The following is a 24,798-nucleotide window of genomic DNA, read 5'->3' on the forward strand; positions in this document are numbered from 1 at the left end:
ATATTTTTATATAAAAGCTCGGATCCCTGCTATTCCATGAGCTCCATGTTGGTATGCTAATTCTCTGCAATTTTCTGATTGACCACCTAGAGAAAATACTGGTAGTTTTGCTTCTTTAACTAATCTTTTAAAATTACTCCATCCTATCCCCAATTCGCCAGGGTGTGTTAGGGTATTATTTACAGGTCCTAGCACAGCGAAATCTGCATTTAATTTGCTAAAGGCAAATTCTAAATCATTGCTATTATGTGTTGATACAGCTGTTAAAAAATTAGATTTAATTTTATTAGACTCATAGGAAAAATTTTCCATATCTATAGAACGTAAATGTACTCCATTTGCTTCTTTCCACCATGACTCTGGATGAGAGCTGTTTATTAATAATCTAGCATTGTATTTTTTGCAGATACTTAATACTAGATTCATTGCTTTATATAAAGATTTTGATGATAGCCCATCTGGCCAATTTGGTTCTCTAAATTGTACAAGAGATAGTCCTTTACTAAGAGCAGCATCTAGTCTAATTAAGAATGACTCGATATTTTTTTCGTTCTGAATTGAAGTTATTCCATATGTATTAGGTATTTTTAACCATTTTATTGGGTAGGAAGCACTTGGAAGCAGATTATCAATTTTGTTAATTTGATTTATATTTGTCCATTGTAGATTTTGTTTTTCTTTACCATAAATATTTCCTTGCCATTGAATTACTCTGTAGAATAATAAGTGATATTTTATATTCTGTTTGTAGAAGATATGATTTACCCATGGATAAGATTTTATTATATCTATGTCTAATTCTTCTTTAAGTTCCCTATTTAGGGTTTCATTCGGAGATTCATTTTTTTCAACTTTGCCGCCAGGAAATCCCCAATAAAATGGATAGGATTCATTTTTAGGCCTTTGTTCTAGCAAAATTTCATTATGTTCATTTAATATTATTCCTATAGATACTTTTATAGTTATATTATTTGCCATTTTTTGATACCCAATGACGTGCAAATTGATTTGCTATTCTTCCAGAACGTGACCCTCTTTCTAATGCCCATTGTAAAGCTTCTAAACGGAATTCATTTTGCTCTATTTGTTTTGTTCCAATTTTGTTTATCCAATATTGAACTATATCTAAGTAAGTGTCTTGATTGAAATTATAAAATGAAATCCAAATTCCAAATCTTTCTGAAAGAGATGTTTTTTCTTCTATAGTTTCTCCTGGATGTATTTCTCCATTAATATCGTTAGTAGTTTGTAAATTTTCTTTAAAATATTCTGGAATTAAATGTTTTCTATTTGAGGTAGCATATATTAATATATTATTTCCAGTCGACAAGATTGAGCCATCTAGGAATGACTTCAGTGCCTTATATCCAATTTCCCCTTCTTCAAATGATAAATCATCACAAAAAATAATAAATTTTTCTGGTCTATCATTTAATAATTCTACTACATCGAATAGGTCTCCTAAATCTGATTTGTCAATTTCAACTAACCTCAGATTTTTTTTGCTATATTTATCAAGCATTGAACGTACTAATGAACTTTTGCCTGTTCCTCGAGCCCCGGTCATCAATACATTGTTAGCAGGACGACCATTTACAAATTGATAAGTATTATCATCTATAATATTCTTTTGTCTTTCTATATGAGATAAATCATCTACACTTATTTTAGAAAAATTAAATATAGAGTGTAAATGGCCTTTAGGACCTAACTTTCTCCATTTGTATGCACTAGCACTCCAGTCTACTTCTTTTGGTACAGGAGGAAGCCAGTTATGGATTTGAAGTAGTACTTTTTCAGCCAAAGCGTATAACTCGTTAATGTCAATATTTTTCATGCTATCTCACTAAGAACGGTAATCTGCATTTATCGTTATGTATTCATGGGAAAGATCACAAGTATAAATAGTTTCATGAGCTTTTCCTTGGTTAAGTGATATTCTGATTATTATTTCTTTTTGTTGTAGTACATATTTCCCATCATATTCTATGTAGTCTGGATTTATTTCTCCATTTTTAACAATAAGAACATCATTAAGCCATATGAATAAATTATTAATTGATATCTTTACATCTGAGTATCCAACTGCAACTAGAATACGTCCTATGTTAGGATCAGATGCATAAAAGGCTGTTTTAACAAGAGGTGAATGAGCAACTGCATATGCTACTTTAAGTGCTTCTTGTGAATTGGTTGCTTTTTCTACATTTATAGTAATGAATTTTGTTGCTCCTTCAGCATCTCTAACAATTTTCTGTGCTAAATCTATTGCGGCCTTTTTTAATAATTCAAAAACTTTTTCATAGCTAGGGTCATTTTCATCGTTAATTTCTAGGCCTGATTTGCCTGTACACATTATTATGAAAGAATCATTTGTTGAAGTATCACCATCTACTGAAATACGATTAAAAGAGAAATCTGCAATTTTTTTAATCATATTATCTAACAATGATTTTTCTATTTGAATATCTGTACCAATAAAACCTAGCATTGTCGCCATGTTAGGGCAGATCATACCAGCCCCTTTGCTTATGCCGGTAACTGTTATTTCTTTCCCATTAATATCTAACTTTTCGGAAAATATTTTTGGTTTTGTATCAGTTGTCATGATACTGTAAGCAGCATCTTTCCATGTATATTTTCCAAAATTACTCAAAGTTTTGGGTAGGGCATTTATTATTTTATCTTCAGGAAGTTGTTCCATTACTACTCCTGTGGAGAAAGTAAGTATTTCCTGTGGATCTATTTGTAAGTGTTTTCCAAGTTCAGTACATATTTTTTGTGTTTTTTCTATTCCCGTGGATCCAGTTCCTGCATTTGCATTGCCAGTATTAATAATTAATGTTTTTATTTGTTTTTTATTTGCTAAATTTTTTTCAGAAATTATAACTGGGGCTGCTTTAAATAAATTCTTTGTAAATATTCCAGCTACATTAGTTCCCGGTGATAATTTAAATATTGTGAGATCTTTTTTGTTATTTTTTTTTATGCCAGCTTCTCCAATTGCTATTTCTATTCCATTAATTGGAAAAATTTTATTGTCATCTGGAATATTTAAATTGACAGCCATATCACTAAACTCCAATATAGGTAAAAGTATAAACTTGTTGATTAAGCAATATACTTAGTAATTGATTACTATAATAACTTTTGTTTTTAGAACTAAAGCTATTATAAGTATAATCGTAATTATAGATATGATTCGTAATATAAATTATTAATAAAGAAATAATTTGCTATTTAATCTTGTGGGATTACTAAATATGTAGATTAAGGAAATTTAAGATTTGATTTAAAAATGGTGGCCTGGGGCGGAATCGAACCACCGACACAAGGATTTTCAGTCCTCTGCTCTACCGACTGAGCTACCGGGCCTTATAATCTAGTAACTATATATAAAAAAATGTAATATAACAATACCAATTGCAAATAATCGGTTGTTAGTTCATCATATATCTTGCAAGACACTGGATCTATGACGATTCTAAAACAATAAATGTTGCTTTTTTAACACTAAATTTTTACAAATGATAATAGTTCCTATTGTTATTGGCTTGAATCATACGTCAGCCCCTCTCGTAATTCGTGAGCAAATTAGCTTGTCTGTTGATGTTATAAGAAAGGCACTATCTGACTTGCCGATGTTGACTGATGATAAGATTAATGAGGCAGTGATTCTTTCGACTTGTAATCGTACAGAATTATATTGTGTTGCTAATCCTAAATTTCTTAATAAATTATTTTTATGGTTTGCAGAAATAGGTAGTATAGATCCAGATGTTTTTAGAAAACATAGTTACTATTATATTGATTTTGAAGCTGTACATCATATTTTTAGAGTGTCTAGTGGTTTGGACTCAATGGTTTTGGGAGAGCCAGAAATTCTTGGTCAAATGAAGAAAGCAGTAGTAATTGCTAATGAGACTAAAAGTATAGGTTTTTTCTTTCACCGTCTGTTCCAGGATGCTTTTTCTGTAGCTAAAACTGTTCGTACTCAAACTGATATAGGTAGAAATTCCGTTTCAATTGCTGCTTCATGTTTAAAATTGGCTAATATTAACATGAATAATGTAATGCAAAATGCCAAAGTTCTATTTATTGGAGCAGGGGAGATGATAGAACTCTGCATAAAACATTTTAGTTCTGTAAATTTTAGAGGGATGGTAATATCAAATAGAACTTTGGCAAAATCTAAAAATCTTGCTGATAAGTTTTCTATTGATCTTATTCCTTTCGAACAAATATATGATTATATATCAGATTTTGATATTGTTATTTCATGTACTGCAAGTAATAAATTCATCATCGATAATTCATATATTGAAAAGATATCTTATGGCACAAATAAATTAATGATAGATTTAGCAGTTCCCAGAGATATAGATCCTATAATAGGCGATTTAAGCAATGTTAACTTATATTCAATTGATGATTTAGCAGGTATTATTCAAAAAGGCTTGGAAGCTAGGAGAGCTTCTATTCCTAAGGCTGAGCATATTATATTGGAAAAAGTAAAGATATTTATGAAGTGGGCTCATCAAAGAGATTTGACCTTAACAATAACTAATCTTATTAATAAAATTGAAAGTATTAAGCTTTTAGAAATAGAAAGAGCTAATAATATGATTCATAAGAATTTTAATAAAGAATATGTTATAAGTGTTATGGCTCATAGGATAACTAAAAAGTTCTTGCATGGGTTAATAATTGCTATGAAAAATAGTGAAGAAGAAGATTTTTCACATATCCATAGATATTTGTCTAAAGTAATAGATAGTCAAGATAAATAATTTATTTAATATAACAGTATTTTTGTAGTGTGATTTTCATGAAGCAATCGATGCGTAAGAGATTGGAAGAGTTATCTGATCGTTTAAAAGAAATTGATCTTATGCTTGCTGAGTCAAGTGTATTTACTAATATTGATGATTTTCGTAAGTTGTCCTGTGAAAGGTCAGAAATAGAACCTGTAGTCAACAAGTTTGCTGAGTTAGTTTCTATTGAAAACTATATTGCTGAAGCATATGAAATGATTTCTGATCCAGAATTAAAGAATCTGGCAGAAGAGGAGATTAAATCAAATAAGCAAATTTTGGAAGAATTGGAAAGTGCATTACATATTTTATTACTACCAAAAGATCCTAATGACGATCGTAGTTTTTTCTTAGAGATAAGGGCAGGAACTGGTGGTGATGAAAGTACTTTATTCGCTGCTGATTTATTGAGAATGTATATTCGTTATGCGGAGCGTAAAGCTTGGAAGACTGAATTGATTTCTGAAAGTCTATCAGATTTTGGGGGTTATAAAGAAGTTATTATCAGAATTGATGGTCGTTCTGCTTATGCTCATTTAAAGTTTGAATCTGGTGGACATAGAGTTCAGAGAGTGCCTGATACAGAGACTCAAGGTAGAATACATACTTCTGCATGTACTGTTGCCGTTATGTTAGAGGCAGATACAGTTAGTGATATTGTGATAAATAATAATGATATAAGAATTGATACTTTTAGAGCTAGTGGAGCTGGTGGGCAACATATTAATAAAACAGATTCTGCTGTTAGAATTACTCATTTGCCTACTGGTCTTGTTGTAGAGTGCCAGGATGACAGATCACAGCATCGTAATAAAGAGAAAGCCATGCGAGTATTGGCTGCAAGGTTAAAAGATAAAGAAATAAGAGATTTGCAAAATAAAGAAGCTGCTGAAAGAAAAAGCCTAGTAGGCTCTGGAGATAGATCGGAACGCATAAGAACTTATAACTATCCTCAAAGCAGAGTTACTGATCATAGAATTAATCTGACTTTATATAAATTATCACAAATTATGGATGGTGATATGGATGAAATAATAGAGAGCTTGCTTGCAGAATTTCAAGCAGAACAGTTAGCTAATATTAGCTTGTAGTTTTATAGGTATAATTATTGATGGTTTCTATTAAGAATTTAATAATTGATAGTGGAATCTCTAGATTAGAAACAATGATTTTGCTAGAAATGATATTACATAAATCTAGGTCATGGATTATTGCTCATGATGATGAAGTTTTATCTGATGAATTTGTAAATTCATATATGGAATTAAATCGAAGGAGGTTGAATGGTGAACCTATAGCTTATATAGTAGGTTATAAAGAATTTATGAATTATATGTTTATGGTGAATAGAAATGTTTTAATACCTAGACCTGAGACAGAATTAATAGTTGAGCATGGTTTGAAATTATTAAGAGATAAATACCTGAATCCTAGGGTTATAGATTTAGGTACTGGTTGTGGAGCTATAGGAATATCAATTGCTCTGAATAGGCCAGATATCAACGTTGTTGGTTGTGACCTGAGTTCTCAAGCGTTAGAAGTAGCTCGTCATAATGTCATTGCTTTGGGAGCTACAGTAGAGCTTATAGAAAGTGACTGGTTCAAGTCCATTAACCCGGAAGAGAAGTTTGATCTTTTATTAGCCAACCCTCCATATATTTCTAGAGAAGATAAACATCTTATGATGGGTGATTTAATTTATGAACCACGACTTGCCCTAACAGACGAATCTATAGATGGCTTGGGAAGCATTAGCAAAATTGTAGAGACATCTCCCGCTTATATGAAAGAGGGGGCATCTTTATGGATAGAACATGCCTGGAATCATGCTTCTAGCGTGAAGAATATAATGGAATCAGCAGGGTTTAAAAATGTTTATAGTTTGAGTGATTTGTCAGGTATTGAAAGAGTAACAGGTGGTTTTATATAGTATCTTTAGAAGAATTTATTATTTTTAATATATAGGTATTTTTATGAAAAGTATAGAGAAAGTTATAGAAGATATAGTAAGTAGTAATCGTGTAGTTTTATTTATGAAGGGAACAAGTAAATTTCCTCTATGTGGTTTTTCAGGTAAAGCTGTAAGAATATTGATTGATTGTGGTATATCAGATATTTTCACCGTCAATGTTTTAGAAGATGAGAATTTACGTCAAGCCATAAAAGATTATTCTAATTGGCCAACAATACCTCAATTGTATATAGATGGTGAGTTTATAGGAGGTGTTGATATTATGAGTGATCTTAACGATACTGGGGAATTAAAGGCTTTGCTTAATAAAAAGAAGTAGTATGAGTTCAATTTTGATTTTATTTCATAGTATTATTATAATTACAATGTAATATTATACTATACAATATATTCATTCAATTTTCATATCAAAAACATCAGTTTTGTAATTTCTTATTAGTAGGTCGCCAGTAGATATTAGGAAGTATGCTCCATGTACTTCTAATGATCCATTGTTTACTTTTGTTTTTATAGAAGGAAATGTTAGTAAATTATTAATGCTCTGTTTTATCACTCCTAGTTCTAATTTTTTGCTATTTTCTTTAGAATATTGGTTATCTATTTTTAGAGAAGAAGATACTGGTGCAATTTGGGACATCCATTTACCTATAAAGTCTACATTACTTAGAGGTTTTTTGTTTTCTATGAATGATTTTATTCCTCCGCATGATTCATGTCCCAGTATCACTATGTATTTTATATTAAGAGCGCTAACAGCATATTCTATAGCTGCACTAGTTCCATGGTAAGAAGAATTAGGATCTTTATCATATGGAGGGACTAAGTTAGCAACATTACGGACTACAAACATTTCTCCTGGTTTTGAGTCGAAAATTAATTCAGGAGATACTCTTGAGTCACAACATCCGATAATCATTATTTCTGGATTTTGACCAGATTTTGCTAATTCTTTATACCTAGTTTTTTCGTTAGCCAATTTTCCATTTCTAAATGAGAAATAGCCATCTAACAGTCTTTTGGGAAACATATTTATTTAAATTCATTTTTTAATTTATACAACAGTTTCTAATGTAGATAATAATTATAAACTGTTGTATTTATTTATAGAATAATTAAGAAATTATTATCCAGAATTTCTTAATCCTGCAGCTATTCCATTAATAGTTAGGTGTATAGCTCGTTGTATTTTCTCTATTTCATTAATTGATAAATAATCTTTTTGTGATCTATATCTTTTAATTAGCTCAATTTGTAGGTAGTTTAATGGATCAATGTATATAAATCTATCATTTAGTCTAGATAGCAAAGTAGGGTTATCTTCTAATAGATCTCTTTGTGTCAGTAATTGGAGCATTTTGATTGTTTTATTATGCTCAGTATTTATTTTATTAAATATACTACTTCTTAAAAATTCATTTTTAACTAGTTTTGAGTAGCAAGAAGCAATTTTAATATTTGATTTTACTAATACCATCTCCATGTTAGATAACAATGTTTTGAATGCTGACCATTCTTTGGTCATGGCTCTTAATTGATCAAGTCGTTCTTGTTTGGACTTTGTTGAGTTGTTACCAACTTCTATGTAATGTTCTATAGCAGACCCTATGCCATACCAGCTAGGTATCATTAGTCTACATTGAGCCCAAGAGAAACTCCAAGGTATTGCTCTTAGATTTTCTATATCTTGGTTTTTGCTACGAGAAGAAGGTCTTGAGCCTATATTAAGAGCTGATATTTCATTTATTGGAGTCGAGGAAAAGAAATATTCTGAGAAACCTGGATTAACATAAACTAAATCACAATATAGTTTTTGTGCATATTCAGACATATCTGACATGATGTCGCCAAATTGTTTAATATGTAAGTCTTCTTTAGAGGCAGTTTTTCTATCTATACATAAGCTTGACTCTAGAGTCGCAGATGTTAGTAGTTCTAAATGCCATTTTCCTACTTCTGCATTATGATATTTTCCTTGTATAACCTCTCCTTGTTCTGTCAACCTAATTTGACCTGATACTGTTCCTGGAGGTTGTGATATTATTGCATCAAAACTGGATCCGCCTCCTCGTCCAACTGATCCTCCTCTTCCATGGAATAGTCTTAGTTTTATGCCTCGAGCATTAAATACATTAACCAAGGATCTTTCTGCTTGATATAAAGACCAATTTGAGGTTAAATATCCTCCATCTTTATTACTATCAGAGTATCCTAGCATTACTTCTTGAGTATTATGTTGTGCATTAGTAATTCTTGTTTTTATTTCTGGGATATCTAACCATGCAGCCATAATTTTAGAGCAGTTTTGTAGGTCATTTATGGTTTCAAATAAAGGGACAATCATTAATCCATTGTCTTGTTCAATATCACTAAATATGGGTGGTATTAACCCAGTTTCTTTTTGTAGCAATAAAACTTCTAATAGGTCACTTAGTGTCTCTGTATGTGATACTACATAGTTTTGTATAGCTTGCTTACCAAACAAAGATCTAATTTCAGCAGCTGTTTTTAAAATGTTTAGTTCTTTGTTTGTTTCTTCGCTATAATTTATCCATGGAGATAATAGAGGTCTTCCTTGATTTAATTCTTTTATGAGAAGTTCTATTTTTAAATTCTCATCTAGTTCTGAGTATTTATTCTTGCCTTCTAGATAAACACCAGCTTTTTGAAAGAGTTCCTCAAGAACTCTTTCGTGTACATCTGAATTCTGTCTAAGATCTATGGTGCTTAGATGGAAGCCGAATACTTTGATGGACTGACGTAATTTTTTTAACCTTAGATCACTAATTGTTTTTCCATGGTTGTTAGCAAGTGATTTATGGATTACAGTTAGATCTTTATAAAACTCCTCGGGATTAGAATAGGGATGTGCTTGCATAATATCCCTTCTAGCAATATTTAATCCAATTAATTTTTTCGAAGTAAAAGCTAATCTTGAGTAAATCCCTATTAAAGCACGGCGATAAGGTTCGTCTATTAGATGACTAGATTCATCCCCGCTTCTATTAGCAAGGAATAAAAGTTCGTCATCTACTTTTATTAATAGGGAACTTATGGATAATTCTTTTTTTAATGCATACACTTCTTTTAAATAATACTCAAGAATGACAGTGGATTGTTTTGTTGCTGCTTGTTTTAATGTTTTTTCATCTACATAAGGATTTCCATCTCTATCTCCACCTATCCAACTACCCATTCTTAGAAAAGGATTAATAGAATCAGGTAGGACTGTTTTATTATATTTTTTGTTAATAATATTTATTAATTCATTGTATAGTTTGGGTATTGCAGACAAGAAAGTACTTTTGTAATAAGACAATGCATTTTCTATCTCGTCTATCACAGTTAGACTTGAATAACGAAGCATCCTTGTTTGCCAGAGCATTGAAATATAACCGTTAAGTTCATAATCTATATCATTTTTCTCTTCGTTTGTTTGAGCTAGGTAACGTTGAGATAGTTTATCTGCAATATGCAAGTGTAAATCTAGGATGCTTCTGCGTTGTATTTCTGTTGGGTGAGCTGTAAGTACAGGCATTATGCAAGAAGATTCTAATATTTCAGAAATTTCTGACGATTCTACATTATTAACTATAAGTTTTTGCACAATATCTTTTAAGCTTCCTCTTTGGATTGTTTTAGAAGAGACATCTATTTCTTTTTGTCTACGATTTTGATCTAAATCCTCAGATATATTCAATAATTGCAGTAAAAAACCAAAAGCTCTCGCAATATAATTTGTATCATTGCTATCTAATTCATTGATTAGTTTTTCTAACTTTTCATTATTAAGAACTGCATCATTTTCTTCTATATTTATAGCAACTTTTCTTATGGTTTCTATTGTATTAAAAAGTCTTTTGCCTTCGCATTCTTGTATAACATTTCCTAGGATCTTTCCTAATAATCTTATTTCAGAGTGTAGATATGATTTTCGAGATTCTTCAGAGTGCATTTTTAATAGTTTCTTTAGTTGTTTAATAAATAAAATACTTGTTTTTTCTTATTGTTTGATAGTACAAGTATAAGTGTTTTTGGTTTTAAAAAACATACAAATAATATTGAAAATAGATATAAGTTATTACATATAAAAAGGTAACCGATAATGAAAGTACATAATAAAGCATTAGTATTGTTTTCAGGAGGTCAAGATTCTACTACTTGTTTGGCTTGGGCTTTAAAAATTTATGATGAAGTTGAAACTATTTCATTTGATTATGGTCAGCGTCATAACGTTGAACTACTTGCTAGATCAAAAGTGTTAGAGTCTATTAGATCATCATTTCCAGATTGGGATAAGAAATTAGGTAGTTGTTATTTAGTTGAAATAGATTTCATAAAAAAAATTTTGGAAACATCTTTAACTAGTAATATTGATATTGACATAAAAGATGGAATACCAAATACTTTTGTACCAGGAAGAAATTTATTATTTTTTAATCTAGCTGCTACATTAGGCTATAAAAAAGGAATTGAAACTATAGTTGGAGGTATGAGTCAGACAGATTTTTCTGGATATCCTGATTGTAGAGATAACAGTATTAAATCACAACAGATAGCATTAAGTCTTGGTTTTGGTAAAGACTTTATCTTGGAAACGCCTTTGATGTGGAAGAATAAAAGTCAAGTATGGGCTTTTGCAAAAGATATAGGTGGTCATAAACTCATAGATATTATTATCAAAGATACTCATACTTGTTATGTTGGAGATCGTTCTAAATTAAACGATTGGGGATATGGTTGCGGAAATTGTCCATCATGTATTTTACGTAAAAGTGGTTGGGAATCGTGGATTAATGTAGAATGATTCCAAGTAACAATTTGTTTATTTTTTTAATATAAATATATTATAGGTTTGAGTCATGCCACATTATCGTTCACGTACTTCTACTTATGGTCGCAATATGGCTGGTGCTCGCGCTTTATGGCGAGCTACTGGGATGAAAGATAGCGATTTTGGAAAACCAATTATTGCTGTCGTAAATTCCTTTTCGCAGTTTGTGCCAGGTCACGTTCATTTGCGTAATTTAGGAATGTTAGTTGCAAAAGAAATTGAATCAAGTGGTGGGGTTGCTAAAGAGTTTAACACTATTGCTATAGATGATGGAATTGCTATGGGTCATGGGGGAATGTTATATTCATTGCCTTCTAGAGAATTAATAGCTGATTCTGTGGAATATGTTGTAAATGCTCATTGTGCTGATGCAATGGTATGCATTTCCAATTGCGATAAAATTACACCTGGAATGTTAATGGCTTCTATGAGGTTAAATATTCCTACAGTTTTTGTTTCTGGTGGTCCTATGGAAGCAGGTAAAATTGTTTCCGTTGTAAATAATGTTATATCTAAAATAGATCTTGTTGATGCTATGATAGTTGCTGGTGATTCGAATATCAGTGATGAAATTGTGGAAGAAACAGAGAGATCTGCTTGTCAAACCTGTGGATCTTGCTCTGGTATGTTTACAGCTAATTCTATGAATTGTTTAACAGAAGTAATTGGATTGGCATTACCTGGAAATGGAACATTATTAGCTACACATGCTAAACGAAAAGACTTGTTTAAGTCAGCTGGCCGTTTAATTGTAGATTTATGTAACCGTTATTATAAGAAAGAAGATTATTCTGTCTTACCAAGAAGTATAGCTACCAAAGAATCTTTTGAAAATGCTATGTCTCTAGATGTTGCTATGGGTGGATCTACTAATACTGTATTGCATTTGTTAGCGGCAGCAAGAGAAGCAGGTGTTGATTTCACAATGGTTGACATAGATAGGATATCTAGAAAAGTTCCATGTTTATGTAAATCTGCACCTGCTACTAGTAAATATCATATAGAAGATGTACATAGAGCCGGTGGTGTTATGGGAATATTAGGTGAGCTTTCCAGAGCAAATCTACTAGACTTATCTACAGTTAATATAAATGGTGGAACATTAGGTGATGTTATAAAAAAATGGGATTTAGCAGATTCTCCTTCTGAAGAAATAAAAACTTTTTATAAGGCTGCTCCTGGCGGTATAAGAACAACTGAAGCTTTTAGTCAGGATTCTTATTTTGATCATTTGGATACTGATCGTGTTTCGGGATGTATACGTAATTTAGAAAATGCATATTCTAAAGATGGAGGTTTAGCTGTTTTATATGGCAATATAGCAGAAAAAGGTTGTATAGTTAAAACAGCTGGTGTTGATGAATCTCAGTTAGTTTTCCAAGGGAGAGCTCGTGTTTTTGAGAGTCAAGATTCTGCAGTTGAAGCTATTTTGGGAGATAAGATCCTAGCGGGTGATATAGTTGTTATAAGATACGAAGGTCCTAAAGGAGGACCAGGAATGCAGGAAATGTTGTATCCAACTTCTTACTTGAAGTCAAAAGGACTGGGTAAAACATGTGCTTTATTTACTGATGGCAGATTTTCAGGAGGTTCATCAGGTTTGGTTATAGGACATGCTTCTCCTGAGGCAGCTGAGGGGGGTGCTATTGCGTTAATTGAAGAAGGTGATAGTATTTCTATAGATATACCTAATAGGAATATTAATCTTTTAGTTACTGATATAGAGTTGATTCGTCGTCGTAATTCAATGCTAGCAAAAGGTGATAAGGCATGGAAACCATTAAATCGTGATCGTTTTGTTTCTAATGCATTGAAAGCATATGCTTTACTTGCTACTTCAGCTGATTGTGGTGCTGTAAGGGATATATCTAAACTTGATAAGTGTTAATTACTCTGAAGTTAATAGCCTTACTTCTTCAAAGAAGTAAGGCATAGTGTTCATATTTTTTTAAGTTACCTTATGTCTCCAGTATTACCCCCATTTTTAATAGTTCGTTGGTTATTGTTATTGATTATAGTAACAGGACTTTATTTTATAAAAAGTTTTCTAATGCCTTCTTTGGCTGCGCTAATTATTGGTTTAGCTAGCTGGCCAATTTATCAGCGTGTTTTGTATATTTTTGGTGGTAGAAATACATTAGCTGCTTCCGTTTCCTTATTGTTTTTTTTATTGGTTTTAGTTATTCCCATTACATGGGCTTTTGCTTATACAGCCCATGAAGCTAGTATTTTCATCAAATGGGCAATTACAGCCAATAGAAATGGAATAGAAATTCCGACATGGATATCTTCTATACCTCTTTTAGGAGATAAATTATCAGATTATTGGAATTTGTATTTTGGTGAATCTTATGCTTTAGGTAAGACAGTACAAATGATAAGTGGAGAACATCTTGGTAATATATATCGTATGTTATTGTCTGCTACAGGAAATGTTTTTCATTCATTATTATCAGTCTTCTTTATGCTAATTACACTGTTTTTTGTATATAGGGATGGTAAGAATATTTTATCCCAGATAGATATTCTTGGGAAAAGCATGTTACCTGATAGATGGATTCAATTATCACGATTAGTGCCAGCAATGATTAGTTCCACAGTGACAGGAATGGCTCTTATTGCAATGGGTGAAGGGGTAATTCTTGGTTTTGCTTATTGGGTTTCTGGTGTGCCTTCATTTGTTTCATTAGGTTTAATCACATGTTTTTTAGCCTTAGTTCCTGGTGGAGCTCCTTTTATATTTACCATGGTTTCATTATATTTGTTAGCATCAGGAAGAGTATTTGCAGCTATAGGTTTATTTATTTGGGGCACTTTAGAATTATTTATTGTTGATAAGACTATTAGGCCTAAATTAGTAGGAGGTCCAGTGAAACTACCTTTCTTACCAACATTTTTCGGTTTGGTAGGGGGGTTAAAAACGCTTGGTTTGATAGGTTTGTTTATAGGTCCTGTGCTAATGGCATTGATAGTTTCTATATGGCGCGAATGGGTTTCAGATACCAAAAACAAAAACCAAAATCAGATAATTAATAATGATTAGAAGAGATATTGGTGCCCGGGGCCGGGTTCGAACCGGCATGCCTTTCGGCGGGGGATTTTGAGTCCCCTGCGTCTACCAATTTCACCACCTGGGCAACTTATGATCGATTATACACTCTCTTGAAAAATTATGCATCATCTCCATACTAAAATTATGGTTTTTTAAATTTTATTCTTTTAATTTAACTTTCATTTCTTAATTATGAATCAAAATAGTCAATCTGTACAATCTGAAAAAATGAGTTTTCAAGCTGAAGTAAAACAATTGCTTCATTTGATGATACATTCTTTATATAGCAATAAAGAAATATTTTTGAGAGAGTTGGTTTCTAATGCATCAGATGCATGTGATAAGTTGCGTTTTGAATCTCTAGATAATCCTGATTTGCTATCAAAAGATTCAAAGCTTAGTATAATTGTTTCTTATGATAAAGATAAACATATCATTACCGTTTCTGATAATGGTATAGGTATGTCTAGAGAAGAAGTTATTAATAATTTAGGAACTATAGCAAAGTCTGGTACTAAAGATTTCTTTAAAAATTTAAGTGGAGATAAACAAAAAGATGCTCAATTAATTGGTCAGTTTGGTGTTGGTTTTTATTCTTCTTTTATTGTTGCTGACAAGGTTAAAGTAACTACTCTTAAAGCTGGATTAGGCAAAGAGTCTTCTATTAGTTGGGAATCTGATGGATTAGGTGAGTTTATCGTATCTGATTCAAATCGCGATACACATGGAACTGATGTGGAATTACATCTAAAAGAGGATTCATTTGATTTATTGAATGGTTGGAAGTTGAGAGAAATTTTACAGAAGTATTCTGACCATATATCTTTGCCTATATACATGTATAAAGAAGAGTGGGATGATAATAAAAAAATACAAATTCAAACGAAAGATTTGGAAATAGTTAACAAATCTAATGCATTATGGGCAAGACAAAAATCTGATATTACTGAAAGTGAATACAAAGAATTTTATAAAGCTTTATTCCATGATTTTGAAGATCCGTTATTTTGGACTCATAATAAGATAGAGGGTCGTAGCGAGTATACTCAATTATTTTTCATTCCTAAACATGCTCCATTAGATATATGGGATAGAGATAGTAGTCATGGCATCAAGCTATATATACAGCGTGTATTTATTATGGATGACTCAGAACAATTACTTCCAAGATATCTACGTTTTGTGAGAGGTATTATAGATACAGCTGATCTTGAATTAAATGTCTCTAGAGAAATTTTACAAGAAAGTAAAGATTTATTTGCTATAAAAGAAGCATCTATTAAACGAATATTAGGTTTGTTAGATGATGCAGCAAAAAATAAAGCAGAAGATTATAAGATATTTTGGAATGAATTTGGTCAGATTCTTAAAGAAGGGATTGGAGAAGATTTTGCTCATAAGGAAAGAATTGCTAAATTGTTAAGATTTACCTCAACTTATGGAGAAGATGATAGTCAATCTACATCTCTTTCTGAATACGTATCTAGAATGAATTCTACGCAAGAAGGTATATACTATATTACAGCTGATTCTTTAATGGCTGCTAAAAATAGTCCTCATTTAGAGATTTTCCGCAAAAATAATATAGAAGTTTTATTATTGCCTGATAGAATAGATGAATGGATGATTTCTAATTTGAGGGATTTTGATGGAAAGCCTCTTATATCTATAGCAAAAGAAGGTTTTGATGTAAGTAAAATTGGTGGAGAAGCAGATATAAAGGATCCTGATGAGCTACCTGAATCTTCAAAATCAATAATAAAGAAAATAGAAAGTGTGTTGAAAGATCGCGTTAAATCAGTTAAAGTTTCTTCTCGTTTAGTAGATTCCCCTGCATGTGTTCTTGTAGAAAAAAATGAACTAAGTCCTCATATGGTTCGTATTTTAAAAGATGCAGGACAGAATCCGCCAGAATCTAAATTTATTTTGGAAATAAATCCTGAGCATGATTTTTTTAAGAAATTAAGTGATTTAGATGAGGCTGCTTTTGAGCAATGGTCAAACTTGTTGCTTGACCAGGCGATTTTGACTAGTGGAGGTAATTTAAAAGATCCAGCTGCTTTCGTGAGATGTTTAAATAGTATCCTTTTAAAAACTTAATAAATAGTTAAAAAGAGTCTGCAATATTATTTGCAGCTCTTGCTAGCTATTTGCTTCATGATTTAATAAATATATACGTATGCTAGATAATTTGACTAAGCGATTTTCAAAAATCATAAAGAAAATAAAAGGAGAGGCTCGTTTAACTGAAGCTAATACTAGTGATATGTTGCGTGAAATACGAATAGCTTTGTTAGAGGCCGATGTTTCTTTTGTTGTTGTTAGAGATTTTATAGATAGTGTTAAGAAAAAATGTCTTGGTGTTGAGGTTATTGATAGCTTAAATCCAGGTCAAGTTTTGGTTAGTGTTGTTCATAAAGAATTAGTTAGAGTTATCGGCGGAGACTTTGGAGAGTACTCGACAGAGATATCCTTAGATTCTAAACCACCTGCCATTATTCTTATGATTGGTCTACAGGGAGTAGGTAAAACTACTACTTCTGGAAAATTAGCATATTGGTTTAAAAATGGGCATCATATTAGAAATGGAAAATTAACAGGAAAGAAAAAGGTACTATTAGTTAGTACTGACATATACCGTCCAGCTGCAATAGAACAATTAAGAATTATAGCTGATCAGATAGATGTAGATTTTTTTGAGGTTAAAACATCTTTAAAACCATGTGATATAGCTATTGAAGCTTTAGATTATTCTCGTCGTCATTATTATGATATTGTTATTTTTGATACGGCTGGTCGTCTTGGTATAGATGATTTTATGATGAATGAAATAAAATCATTGCATAAAATAATTAGTCCTATTGAAACATTATTTGTTGTTGATTCTATGCAAGGTCAAGATGCTATAAATACAGCTAAAGCATTTTCTGAAGTTGTTCCGATCACAGGGATTGTTTTAACAAAGTTAGATGGTGATTCTAGAGGTGGTGTAGCCTTGTCTGTGAGTAAGATAACAGGAAAACCTTTAAAGCTTGTTGGTATATCGGAAAAAATAAATGGGTTAGAACTATTTTATCCAGATCGTATGGCTAGTCGCATACTAGGTATGGGAGATATTCTGTCTCTAGTGGAACAAGCTCAAAAGAATATAGATTTTGATAACAATAAAACTATAAATTTATTAAAATCTAAGGATAAATTTGATTTTAATGATTTTTATGCGCAAATTACTCAAATGAAAAAAATGGGTTCTATGAGTGAATTGTTAGATAAATTACCAGAAGGTTTACAGATTTCTGGCAAAGTTTTAGGAAATAATAATCCTGATAAAATGATCATAAAAACAGAGGCCATCATTAATTCTATGACTTTATTAGAAAGGAGCAAACCAGAAATAATCAAGTCATCTAGGAAACGTAGAATAGCCAAAGGATCAGGAACAACAGTTCAGGATGTTAATAATTTAATTAAACAGTTAGACCAAATGCAGTCAATAGTTAAAAAAATTAAAAAGAATGGTTTTAGTAAAATCTTTCGTTCTATAACCGGGGCTAAAAATTTTTTAAAATAGATTATTAATTAACCACCACCTATAGCTGATACTATTTCTACAATATCTTCGTTTTTTAAGAATGTTTCATGGTATCTATTTTTTTGTATTATATTTCCATTTAATTCTATTGCTATTTTCTTATTATCATGCTGTAAGCTTGATAGCAGTTCTGATATAGAAATATTGTTTTGAACGTCTAATTCTTTGCCATTAAGTTGAATTTTCATTTTTTGTACCTTTTTGTACCATTTAATATATATTATTGCAATTTAAAATTTGATTTTATCAGATGTATAAAATTTATCAAATCTATATTGCCTCCAGTAATTATTATTCCTATTCTTTTATTTTTAATTTCGTTCCTGATATTCTGTATCGCTGCAAATCCTAAACAACCTGTTGGTTCTGCAATAATTTTTAGTTTATTTGCCAGTGTGGACATAGAGTCAATTAGTTGTGAGTCGCTTACTGTTAAAATATCTTTCACATATTTTTGAATAATAAAAAAATTTTTTTCTCCTAGAGATTGGGTTTGTGCTCCATCCGCTATAGTTTGAGGAGTGCCTATTCTGGTTAGAATTCCTGTTCTTAATGATATTTGTGCATCATTAGCATTTATTGGTTCTACACCATATACGTTACAAAGTGGTTTTTTTTCTTTTATATATAATGATGAGCCAGATAATAAACCACCACCTCCTACTCCCATAAATACAGCATCTAAATCATAAACTTCTTCAAATAGTTCTTTTACTACTGTACCTGATCCAGCTATCACATCATTATTATTATATGAAGAAATTGGGATGGCTCCAGTCTTTTTTATTAATTGATCTAATATTTGTTCTCTATCATCATTATACCTGTCATATAGTATTATATTGCAATTGTTATGTTTTTTAGTATTAGATATTTTAATCTTAGGTGCATCTTTAGGCATGAGAATAGTTGATTTTATGCCCAATATTTCAGATGCTTTTGCTATTGCTTGAGCATGATTGCCAGATGAAAAGGTAATAACTCCTAATTTTTTTTCTTGTTCTTTTAAATTTACCAAAGCGTTAAATGCTCCTCTAAATTTAAATGCTCCTGTGATTTGTAAATTCTCACATTTGAAAAAAAAATTAGCATTAAATTTATCATTAATATCTGTAGATACTAAAACTGGTGTTTTACAAACATAACCAGCAATTCTTTTAGATGCTAGCGCAATATCTTCGGCATTTGGTAATGAAAGATTATTTTTCATGTTTGTTTAATAGGTTATATTTTTATTTAAACATTTTGCAGTTCATTGCTAAATCTTTAAGAAATTTAGCTTACTTTCATGCCAGGTAAAGCTCCACTGTTCGGTTCTATTAGATAGATTTTCTTATTTGGGTCTTCTTTATTGCTTGCTGCTAGGATCATCCCTTCTGAAATTCCAAATCTCATTTTTCTAGGCTTCAAATTAGCAACAAAAATTGTTAGCTTCCCAATGAGTTCGTCAGGAGTATACGATGATTTTATTCCTGAAAAAACATTTTTGGTGGAGTTATTATTACCTATATCTAAGGTCAATTGTAGTAGTTTTTCAGAATCTTTTACTTCTTCGCATTTAATAATTTTTGCTACTCTTAGGTCTATTTTCATAAAATCTTCTATGCTAATAGATTGGTTTTCTTGTTTATGGTCCATATTTTCAATTGTAGATTGATTATTTTCAAATAATTTTGTAAGTTGTTCTTTTTCTGCTCGTTGCATAAGATGTTCAAATTCGTTTATAGTTATTGGTAATTTTTGGATATCTTCCCAATTAAAATCTTTTGTCATGCCAAATAGTTCTCTAGCTATTTTTCTAGATGTTTTGGGTAATATAGGGCTTAACATTATGGATAAGGCTTTGAATCTAGCTAATGTGCAAGAGCAAATAAATTGTAGCTTTTTGTAATAACTACAATTATAGGATTCTATTTTCTTTGAGATTTCCCAAGGTTTTTCGTTATCAAAACATTGATTTGTGTAATCAGCATAAGACATTATTTCTTTAACAGCTTTGCTGTATTCCCGGTCTTCTAAGTTTTTTCTAACTGTTTCTGAGCGCAAGTATATTTCTTGTGATATTTCTTTTTCTTTTTCGTAATAGTTAAGTTTACCACCCAGATACTTTGTTGTTAATCGGCATGTACGACTTGCAATGTTAACATATTTACCTATCAAATCACTATTTATCTTCCTTATAAAATCATCAATAGTAAAGTCTATATCCTCTATCTTAGAATTTAATTTTGATGATAGATAATATCTTAGCCATTCTGGATTTAGGCCTAATTTTAAATATGATAACGGTGAGATTCCTGTGCCACGACTCTTAGACATTTTTTCGCCATTTATAGTAATAAAACCATGGACATTAATTTCATCAGGTGTTTTTCTTCCAGAAAATTTTAGCATAGCTGGCCAAAAAAGAGCATGAAAATATATTATGTCTTTGCCAATAAAATGAATTTGTTCTACATTATTATTAGGATCTAAAATTTCATCGAAATTAAGATTATGAGTTTTGCAATATGCTTTCATAGAAGCTAAATAGCCAATAGGTGCATCTAACCAAACGTAAAAATATTTTTTGGGAAAATCTGGTATTTCTATTCCAAAATATGGGGCATCTCTGGAAATATCCCAATCGTTTAGATTGACATTGGAAGGATCTGACCCCAACCATTCTTGTATTTTAGAGAATACTTGATCCTGTAACTTTTTTCTTCCTTGTTTATTTTTGCTCGTAGTCCAATCTATTAAAAAATCAACACATTCTTTGCTAGATAATTTGAAAAATAAATGTTCAGATGATTTGAATATTGGTGTTGCTTTTGTAAGAGAAGAATAAGGATTTATTAGATCTGTTGGTTTATATGTGGACCCACAAGATTCACAAGAATCTCCATATTGATCTTTAGCGTGACATTTAGGACATTCTCCTTTTATATATCTGTCAGCAAGAAACATTTTTTTTAATGGGTCATAGAATTGATTTACACTTCTTAATTCAATTAAATTATTATTTTTGAGGCAGTTATATATTTCTATGGCTAGCTCTTTATTTTCTTCTGAATCTGTTGAGTGCCAATAATCAAAAGCGATATGAAATCCATTCAGGTATAATGGTCTTTCTAATGAATAACGAGCTGTTAGTTCTCTTGGAGATATGCCTTCTGCTTCCGCTTTCAGCATAATAGGTGCTCCATGGGCATCATCTGCTCCAATAAAATATACTTTGTGTCCAGACATTCTCATAGATCTTACCCATATATCAGCTTGTATATATTCCATGATATGTCCAAGATGCAAAGAGCCGTTAGCATAAGGTAAAGCAGTGGTAACAAAGAGAGTACGTTGCATATAATTATTATAAATTTGAAGTGTTTCTTGTATTGCCTATGAATAGCATTCATACTTAATATATGATGATAATATATTTTATATTAGATCCTTTGTATTGTTAAATATTTGTTTGCTTAATCGTAGATATTTATTCTTATTATAATGATTATTTTTTTTTGAAATTGTGAGTTTATTTTAAATGAGTATAACTGCAGAACAAATTAGAGCAATATTACATGGTATAAAAGATCATAATGGTATAGATATTTTAAATAAATACTCTAAGGTTTTTATAGATATAAAAGAAGAATTGGTAATAATAAATTTAGAGTTAAATTATCTAGTTAATGAAGCTATAGATGTATTAATCAGAGAAAAAATTATTCATGCTCTTGGTAATTTAGGTGTTTTAAATACATCTATTAATATTAAATACCAAGTTATTGCACATGTAACTAGTAACTTACTAAAATCATATCCAGATGTTAAGAATATTATTGCAGTTTCTTCGGGTAAAGGAGGTGTTGGAAAGAGCACTGTTGCTGCTAATCTTGCTTATTCATTAAGCTTATTAGGAGCTAGGGTAGGCCTAGTTGATGCTGATATCTATGGTCCTAGTATTCCTATAATTTTAGGAGTTAATGATCAACCTGAAATTGTTGATAGTGATAGAATGCTTCCTATTTTAAAACATGGTATTCAAGTAAATTCATTAGGGTTCTTATTGGATTATGATTCGCCAGCTATATTACGTGGGCCAATGATTACGAAAATATTTGAACAGTTAGTCAGCAAAACCAAATGGTGTGATTTGGACTATCTTATTGTGGATATGCCGCCAGGAACTGGTGATATCGCACTCAGTTTGGCAAAAAATATTCCTACTGTAGGGGTGGTCATAGTTACGACACCACAAGATGTGTCTTTGATGGACGTTAGGCGTTGTATAAAGATGTATAAAAAAGTTGGAACTAAAATACTTGGAATTATAGAAAATATGTCTTCTTATATATGCCCTCATTGTATGAATACCAGTAATCTTTTTGGTAGTGGTGGAGGCAAGCGTATATCTAAGCAGTATGGTATACCATTAATGGGAGAATTGCCGTTTGATAATTATATTCGTAGTCAGTCTGATATTGGAGAATTTTTAATATTTCATAATCCATCAAATAATATTGCTAATAAATATTTAGATATGTCTATTAGACTATCAAGATATATAGCTCTTTTACCAAAGAATGATAGGAATGTTTTTCCACCTATAGTATCCAGATAATTATAAAAATATAAAATGAATCGTTTTATAATCAAAATATTTATAATTCTACAATTTTCAATGATGTTTTTTTCATATGCATTTTGTCATACTGAAATCTTAATTGAATCTGAAGATTTGCCTAGAGAAGTTGTAGATGCAACTTTGAATTCTGTTCGTTCTATTGCTCAGTTAATTGAAGATCAAGATGGAGGAGAGATTAATAGGCTACGACGTAGAGCTTATGATTCTGTTATGACATCTTTAGCATCTGAGGGCTATTTTTGCCCAATAGTAAATTTTGATATTAATAATGAAAGTTGTAATGAGAAATGGAAGATAAGTATTACTTCTGGCAAACGAGCTATAGTTTCAAAATTAAATCTAAGATTTACAGGTCGTATCAGTCATCATGATTATGAAGATCGTATAGAGAAATTAAAGAATAGTTGGGTTCTTCCAGTTGGTAATGTTTTTACAAATAATAACTGGGCTAGTGCTAAAAAAAAATTATTATACTCTATAACATCTAGAGACTTTTTATTAGCTAAAATAACTAATTCTGAAGCTAAAATAAATACAGAAACAGCAGAAGTGGAATTATCATTAGCAATAGATAGTGGCCCACTTGTTTTAACTGGTGCAGTTCACACTCATGGTTTTGTTAAGATTCCACCTAGTATAGTCTATAGGTACACAAATTATCAACAGAATCAACCTTTTAATCAGGATCTATTAGATGATTGGCAGCAGTATCTGCAGTCAACAAAATTTTTTAGTGGTGCATTTATAACTATTGACTCAATGCATGATAACCTTTTTAAGAAAAATATTTTTATTAATAGTCATGAAGATAAATACAGTTTATTTAATTTTGATAATAACCTAACGATCAATTCAAGTCAGCTTAATTTATCTAATTATGATAATAAAGAAGAGGTTACCTTACCAGTTCATGTAATAGTTATTGAATCACCATTAAAACAGATGGTGTCTTCTATTGGCATTGATGATGGTGCGGCAGGATTAAGGTTCGAAAGTGTTTATAAGCAAAACATGGTTAAAGATTTTCCAGTTACTTTGTCTTCTGGAGTTGGAATCGATAGGCTACATAAAAGATTTTTTGTTGATATCAATCTTTTACCACAAGCTAATGGAAAAAGGGATTCTTTTGGAATTTTGTGGGATACTTCTGATGCGCATGGCTTAAAAGTAACTCGTTCTGCTTTTGGTTTTACAAGATCAAATAATGGGTATAATAGCATTTATCAAGATAAAAATAGCATAAGTTATGAAACTAGTTATCACTCTTTATTGGCGTATGATTATATTGAGGTAAAGCATGACTGTAGTTTTTCTTTGCCGACAGTTACTAATACTTTTTCAGTGTCTCGTTTTAATGTAGATAGTAAATATAATCCTAAGCAAGGTAATATTTCAGCTATGAGTCTAGCTATAGGTTTGTCTTTAAATAAAATTAGTCCATATGCACGTATAAAATTTAGGTCTCAATATTGGTGGCCTATTTTTAGTAATGGTATTGCTACTTTGAGAGCTGAATTTGGTAAAATTTGGCCATCTAATAACCAAATATTAATCCCAGACGATTTTGGTTTTCGCATAGGTGGAGCTAGATCTATTAGGGGATATGCTTATCAAAGCATAGGATCTCAAAGAGAATTTGCCGTTGTTGGAGCTAGTATGATGTCTGTTGTAAGTGCTGAGTATAATCATTACTTTAATGAAAGATTTGGATTTAGTTATTTTATTGATTTAGGGGATGCTTTTAATTTTGTTAATCAGATGAGATTAGCTATGGGCTACGGTATTGGGTTGAGAATTCGGACTCCAGCTGGTCCATTATCATTAGATTTAGCTTATAGTCATAGGTATCATGATTTGAAATTACATTTTTCTTTAGGAATTGTATTTTGAGTGTTTTTCGCCAAAAAATC

Annotated in this window: 19 protein-coding genes and 2 tRNA genes; 11 read left to right on the forward strand and 10 right to left on the reverse strand. The window is 31.1% G+C overall.

Annotation, left to right across the window (positions count from 1 at the left end):
• Window positions 1-6 precede the first annotated feature (6 nt).
• The 4 genes from I1N47_00340 to I1N47_00355 all read right to left on the reverse strand — a co-directional run bounded on the left by I1N47_00340 (window position 7) and on the right by I1N47_00355 (window position 3,375).
• Entirely contained in the window at window positions 7-978 is a 972-nt protein-coding gene (locus I1N47_00340; GenBank protein WBF65620.1) for a Nudix family hydrolase, read from the reverse strand.
• Window positions 968-1,837 (reverse strand): ATP-binding protein, encoded by an 870-nt coding sequence (locus tag I1N47_00345; GenBank protein ID WBF65621.1) that lies wholly within the window; start codon window positions 1,835-1,837, stop codon window positions 968-970. Before I1N47_00345 ends, I1N47_00340 begins: the two co-directional genes overlap by 11 nt.
• A 9-nt stretch (window positions 1,838-1,846) precedes the next feature.
• Window positions 1,847-3,070 (reverse strand): bifunctional glutamate N-acetyltransferase/amino-acid acetyltransferase ArgJ, encoded by a 1,224-nt coding sequence (gene argJ / locus I1N47_00350; GenBank protein ID WBF65622.1) that lies wholly within the window; start codon window positions 3,068-3,070, stop codon window positions 1,847-1,849.
• Between the two features lie 229 nt (window positions 3,071-3,299).
• A tRNA-Phe gene (locus I1N47_00355) sits at window positions 3,300-3,375 on the reverse strand.
• Window positions 3,376-3,527: 152 nt separating this feature from the next.
• Between I1N47_00355 and I1N47_00360 the strand changes: the two genes are divergently transcribed.
• Genes I1N47_00360 through grxD form a run of 4 tightly spaced genes read left to right on the forward strand, consistent with a single transcriptional unit; the run spans window position 3,528 to window position 7,105 of the window.
• Complete coding sequence (locus tag I1N47_00360) at window positions 3,528-4,790, forward strand: glutamyl-tRNA reductase (protein ID WBF65623.1); 1,263 nt, start codon at window positions 3,528-3,530, stop codon at window positions 4,788-4,790.
• Between the two features lie 38 nt (window positions 4,791-4,828).
• On the forward strand, window positions 4,829-5,905 hold the full coding sequence (gene prfA / locus I1N47_00365) for a peptide chain release factor 1 (GenBank protein WBF65624.1): 1,077 nt from the start codon (window positions 4,829-4,831) through the stop codon (window positions 5,903-5,905).
• Window positions 5,906-5,925: 20 nt separating this feature from the next.
• On the forward strand, window positions 5,926-6,744 hold the full coding sequence (gene prmC, locus I1N47_00370) for a peptide chain release factor N(5)-glutamine methyltransferase (GenBank protein ID WBF65625.1): 819 nt from the start codon (window positions 5,926-5,928) through the stop codon (window positions 6,742-6,744).
• 43 nt (window positions 6,745-6,787) lie between these two features.
• Window positions 6,788-7,105 carry a Grx4 family monothiol glutaredoxin gene (gene grxD / locus I1N47_00375; protein WBF65626.1) on the forward strand — a complete coding sequence of 106 codons (318 nt, stop codon included), beginning with the start codon at window positions 6,788-6,790 and terminating at the stop codon, window positions 7,103-7,105.
• A 72-nt stretch (window positions 7,106-7,177) separates the two neighbouring features.
• On the opposite strand, the gene I1N47_00380 is transcribed toward grxD, so the two are convergent.
• Complete coding sequence (locus I1N47_00380; protein WBF65627.1) at window positions 7,178-7,813, reverse strand: carbonic anhydrase; 636 nt, start codon at window positions 7,811-7,813, stop codon at window positions 7,178-7,180.
• Window positions 7,814-7,909: 96 nt separating this feature from the next.
• Window positions 7,910-10,738: a phosphoenolpyruvate carboxylase gene (ppc, locus tag I1N47_00385; protein ID WBF65628.1), complete on the reverse strand. Its 2,829-nt coding sequence runs from the start codon at window positions 10,736-10,738 to the stop codon at window positions 7,910-7,912.
• A 150-nt stretch (window positions 10,739-10,888) separates the two neighbouring features.
• On the opposite strand from ppc, the gene queC reads away from it, so the two are divergent.
• The 3 genes from queC (at window position 10,889) to I1N47_00400 (ending at window position 14,660) form a co-directional block, all read left to right on the forward strand.
• Window positions 10,889-11,590 carry a 7-cyano-7-deazaguanine synthase QueC gene (gene queC, locus I1N47_00390; protein WBF65629.1) on the forward strand — a complete coding sequence of 234 codons (702 nt, stop codon included), beginning with the start codon at window positions 10,889-10,891 and terminating at the stop codon, window positions 11,588-11,590.
• Between the two features lie 55 nt (window positions 11,591-11,645).
• A complete protein-coding gene (gene ilvD, locus I1N47_00395; protein ID WBF65630.1) occupies window positions 11,646-13,505 on the forward strand; it encodes a dihydroxy-acid dehydratase in 1,860 nt (619 codons plus the stop codon).
• A gap of 72 nt (window positions 13,506-13,577) precedes the next feature.
• The gene (locus tag I1N47_00400) at window positions 13,578-14,660 is read left to right on the forward strand and encodes an AI-2E family transporter (protein WBF65631.1); all 1,083 of its coding nucleotides are present in this window, start codon (window positions 13,578-13,580) and stop codon (window positions 14,658-14,660) included.
• Window positions 14,661-14,669: 9 nt separating this feature from the next.
• On the opposite strand, the gene I1N47_00405 is transcribed toward I1N47_00400, so the two are convergent.
• Window positions 14,670-14,754 (reverse strand) — tRNA-Leu (locus I1N47_00405).
• Window positions 14,755-14,861: 107 nt separating this feature from the next.
• Here I1N47_00405 and htpG point away from each other — a divergent pair.
• Both htpG and ffh read left to right on the forward strand, forming a co-directional pair.
• Window positions 14,862-16,769: a molecular chaperone HtpG gene (gene htpG, locus I1N47_00410; protein ID WBF65632.1), complete on the forward strand. Its 1,908-nt coding sequence runs from the start codon at window positions 14,862-14,864 to the stop codon at window positions 16,767-16,769.
• A gap of 79 nt (window positions 16,770-16,848) precedes the next feature.
• A complete protein-coding gene (ffh, locus tag I1N47_00415; GenBank protein ID WBF65633.1) occupies window positions 16,849-18,240 on the forward strand; it encodes a signal recognition particle protein in 1,392 nt (463 codons plus the stop codon).
• An 8-nt stretch (window positions 18,241-18,248) separates the two neighbouring features.
• On the opposite strand, the gene thiS is transcribed toward ffh, so the two are convergent.
• The 3 genes from thiS to metG all read right to left on the reverse strand — a co-directional run bounded on the left by thiS (window position 18,249) and on the right by metG (window position 21,603).
• On the reverse strand, window positions 18,249-18,449 hold the full coding sequence (gene thiS, locus I1N47_00420) for a sulfur carrier protein ThiS (protein WBF65634.1): 201 nt from the start codon (window positions 18,447-18,449) through the stop codon (window positions 18,249-18,251).
• A gap of 32 nt (window positions 18,450-18,481) precedes the next feature.
• Entirely contained in the window at window positions 18,482-19,471 is a 990-nt protein-coding gene (locus tag I1N47_00425; protein WBF65635.1) for a pyridoxal-phosphate dependent enzyme, read from the reverse strand.
• Window positions 19,472-19,536: 65 nt separating this feature from the next.
• Complete coding sequence (gene metG, locus I1N47_00430; GenBank protein WBF65636.1) at window positions 19,537-21,603, reverse strand: methionine--tRNA ligase; 2,067 nt, start codon at window positions 21,601-21,603, stop codon at window positions 19,537-19,539.
• Between the two features lie 181 nt (window positions 21,604-21,784).
• Between metG and I1N47_00435 the strand changes: the two genes are divergently transcribed.
• Together I1N47_00435 and I1N47_00440 are read left to right on the forward strand one after the other, a co-directional pair.
• A complete protein-coding gene (locus I1N47_00435) occupies window positions 21,785-22,864 on the forward strand; it encodes an Mrp/NBP35 family ATP-binding protein (protein WBF65637.1) in 1,080 nt (359 codons plus the stop codon).
• 63 nt (window positions 22,865-22,927) lie between these two features.
• Window positions 22,928-24,778, forward strand: a complete 1,851-nt coding sequence (locus I1N47_00440) for a BamA/TamA family outer membrane protein (protein ID WBF65884.1) — start codon at window positions 22,928-22,930, stop codon at window positions 24,776-24,778.
• Window positions 24,779-24,798: the final 20 nt, after the last annotated feature.

Source organism: Candidatus Kinetoplastibacterium crithidii, assembly GCA_027557655.1.
Classification (GTDB): Bacteria; Pseudomonadota; Gammaproteobacteria; order Burkholderiales; family Burkholderiaceae_B; genus Kinetoplastidibacterium; species Kinetoplastidibacterium crithidii_C.

Coding starts and splice junctions, on each gene's coding strand:
- I1N47_00345 (WBF65621.1), bottom strand. CDS start 1,837: ATGAAAAATATTGACATTAACGAGTTATACGCTTTGGCTGAAAAAGTA.
- metG (WBF65636.1), bottom strand. CDS start 21,603: ATGCAACGTACTCTCTTTGTTACCACTGCTTTACCTTATGCTAACGGC.
- I1N47_00435 (WBF65637.1), top strand. CDS start 21,785: ATGAGTATAACTGCAGAACAAATTAGAGCAATATTACATGGTATAAAA.
- I1N47_00425 (WBF65635.1), bottom strand. CDS start 19,471: ATGAAAAATAATCTTTCATTACCAAATGCCGAAGATATTGCGCTAGCA.
- htpG (WBF65632.1), top strand. CDS start 14,862: ATGAATCAAAATAGTCAATCTGTACAATCTGAAAAAATGAGTTTTCAA.
- queC (WBF65629.1), top strand. CDS start 10,889: ATGAAAGTACATAATAAAGCATTAGTATTGTTTTCAGGAGGTCAAGAT.
- I1N47_00400 (WBF65631.1), top strand. CDS start 13,578: ATGTCTCCAGTATTACCCCCATTTTTAATAGTTCGTTGGTTATTGTTA.
- ffh (WBF65633.1), top strand. CDS start 16,849: ATGCTAGATAATTTGACTAAGCGATTTTCAAAAATCATAAAGAAAATA.
- grxD (WBF65626.1), top strand. CDS start 6,788: ATGAAAAGTATAGAGAAAGTTATAGAAGATATAGTAAGTAGTAATCGT.
- thiS (WBF65634.1), bottom strand. CDS start 18,449: ATGAAAATTCAACTTAATGGCAAAGAATTAGACGTTCAAAACAATATT.
- ppc (WBF65628.1), bottom strand. CDS start 10,738: ATGCACTCTGAAGAATCTCGAAAATCATATCTACACTCTGAAATAAGA.
- I1N47_00440 (WBF65884.1), top strand. CDS start 22,928: ATGTTTTTTTCATATGCATTTTGTCATACTGAAATCTTAATTGAATCT.
- ilvD (WBF65630.1), top strand. CDS start 11,646: ATGCCACATTATCGTTCACGTACTTCTACTTATGGTCGCAATATGGCT.
- I1N47_00360 (WBF65623.1), top strand. CDS start 3,528: ATGATAATAGTTCCTATTGTTATTGGCTTGAATCATACGTCAGCCCCT.
- I1N47_00340 (WBF65620.1), bottom strand. CDS start 978: ATGGCAAATAATATAACTATAAAAGTATCTATAGGAATAATATTAAAT.
- prfA (WBF65624.1), top strand. CDS start 4,829: ATGAAGCAATCGATGCGTAAGAGATTGGAAGAGTTATCTGATCGTTTA.
- argJ (WBF65622.1), bottom strand. CDS start 3,070: ATGGCTGTCAATTTAAATATTCCAGATGACAATAAAATTTTTCCAATT.
- I1N47_00380 (WBF65627.1), bottom strand. CDS start 7,813: ATGTTTCCCAAAAGACTGTTAGATGGCTATTTCTCATTTAGAAATGGA.
- prmC (WBF65625.1), top strand. CDS start 5,926: ATGGTTTCTATTAAGAATTTAATAATTGATAGTGGAATCTCTAGATTA.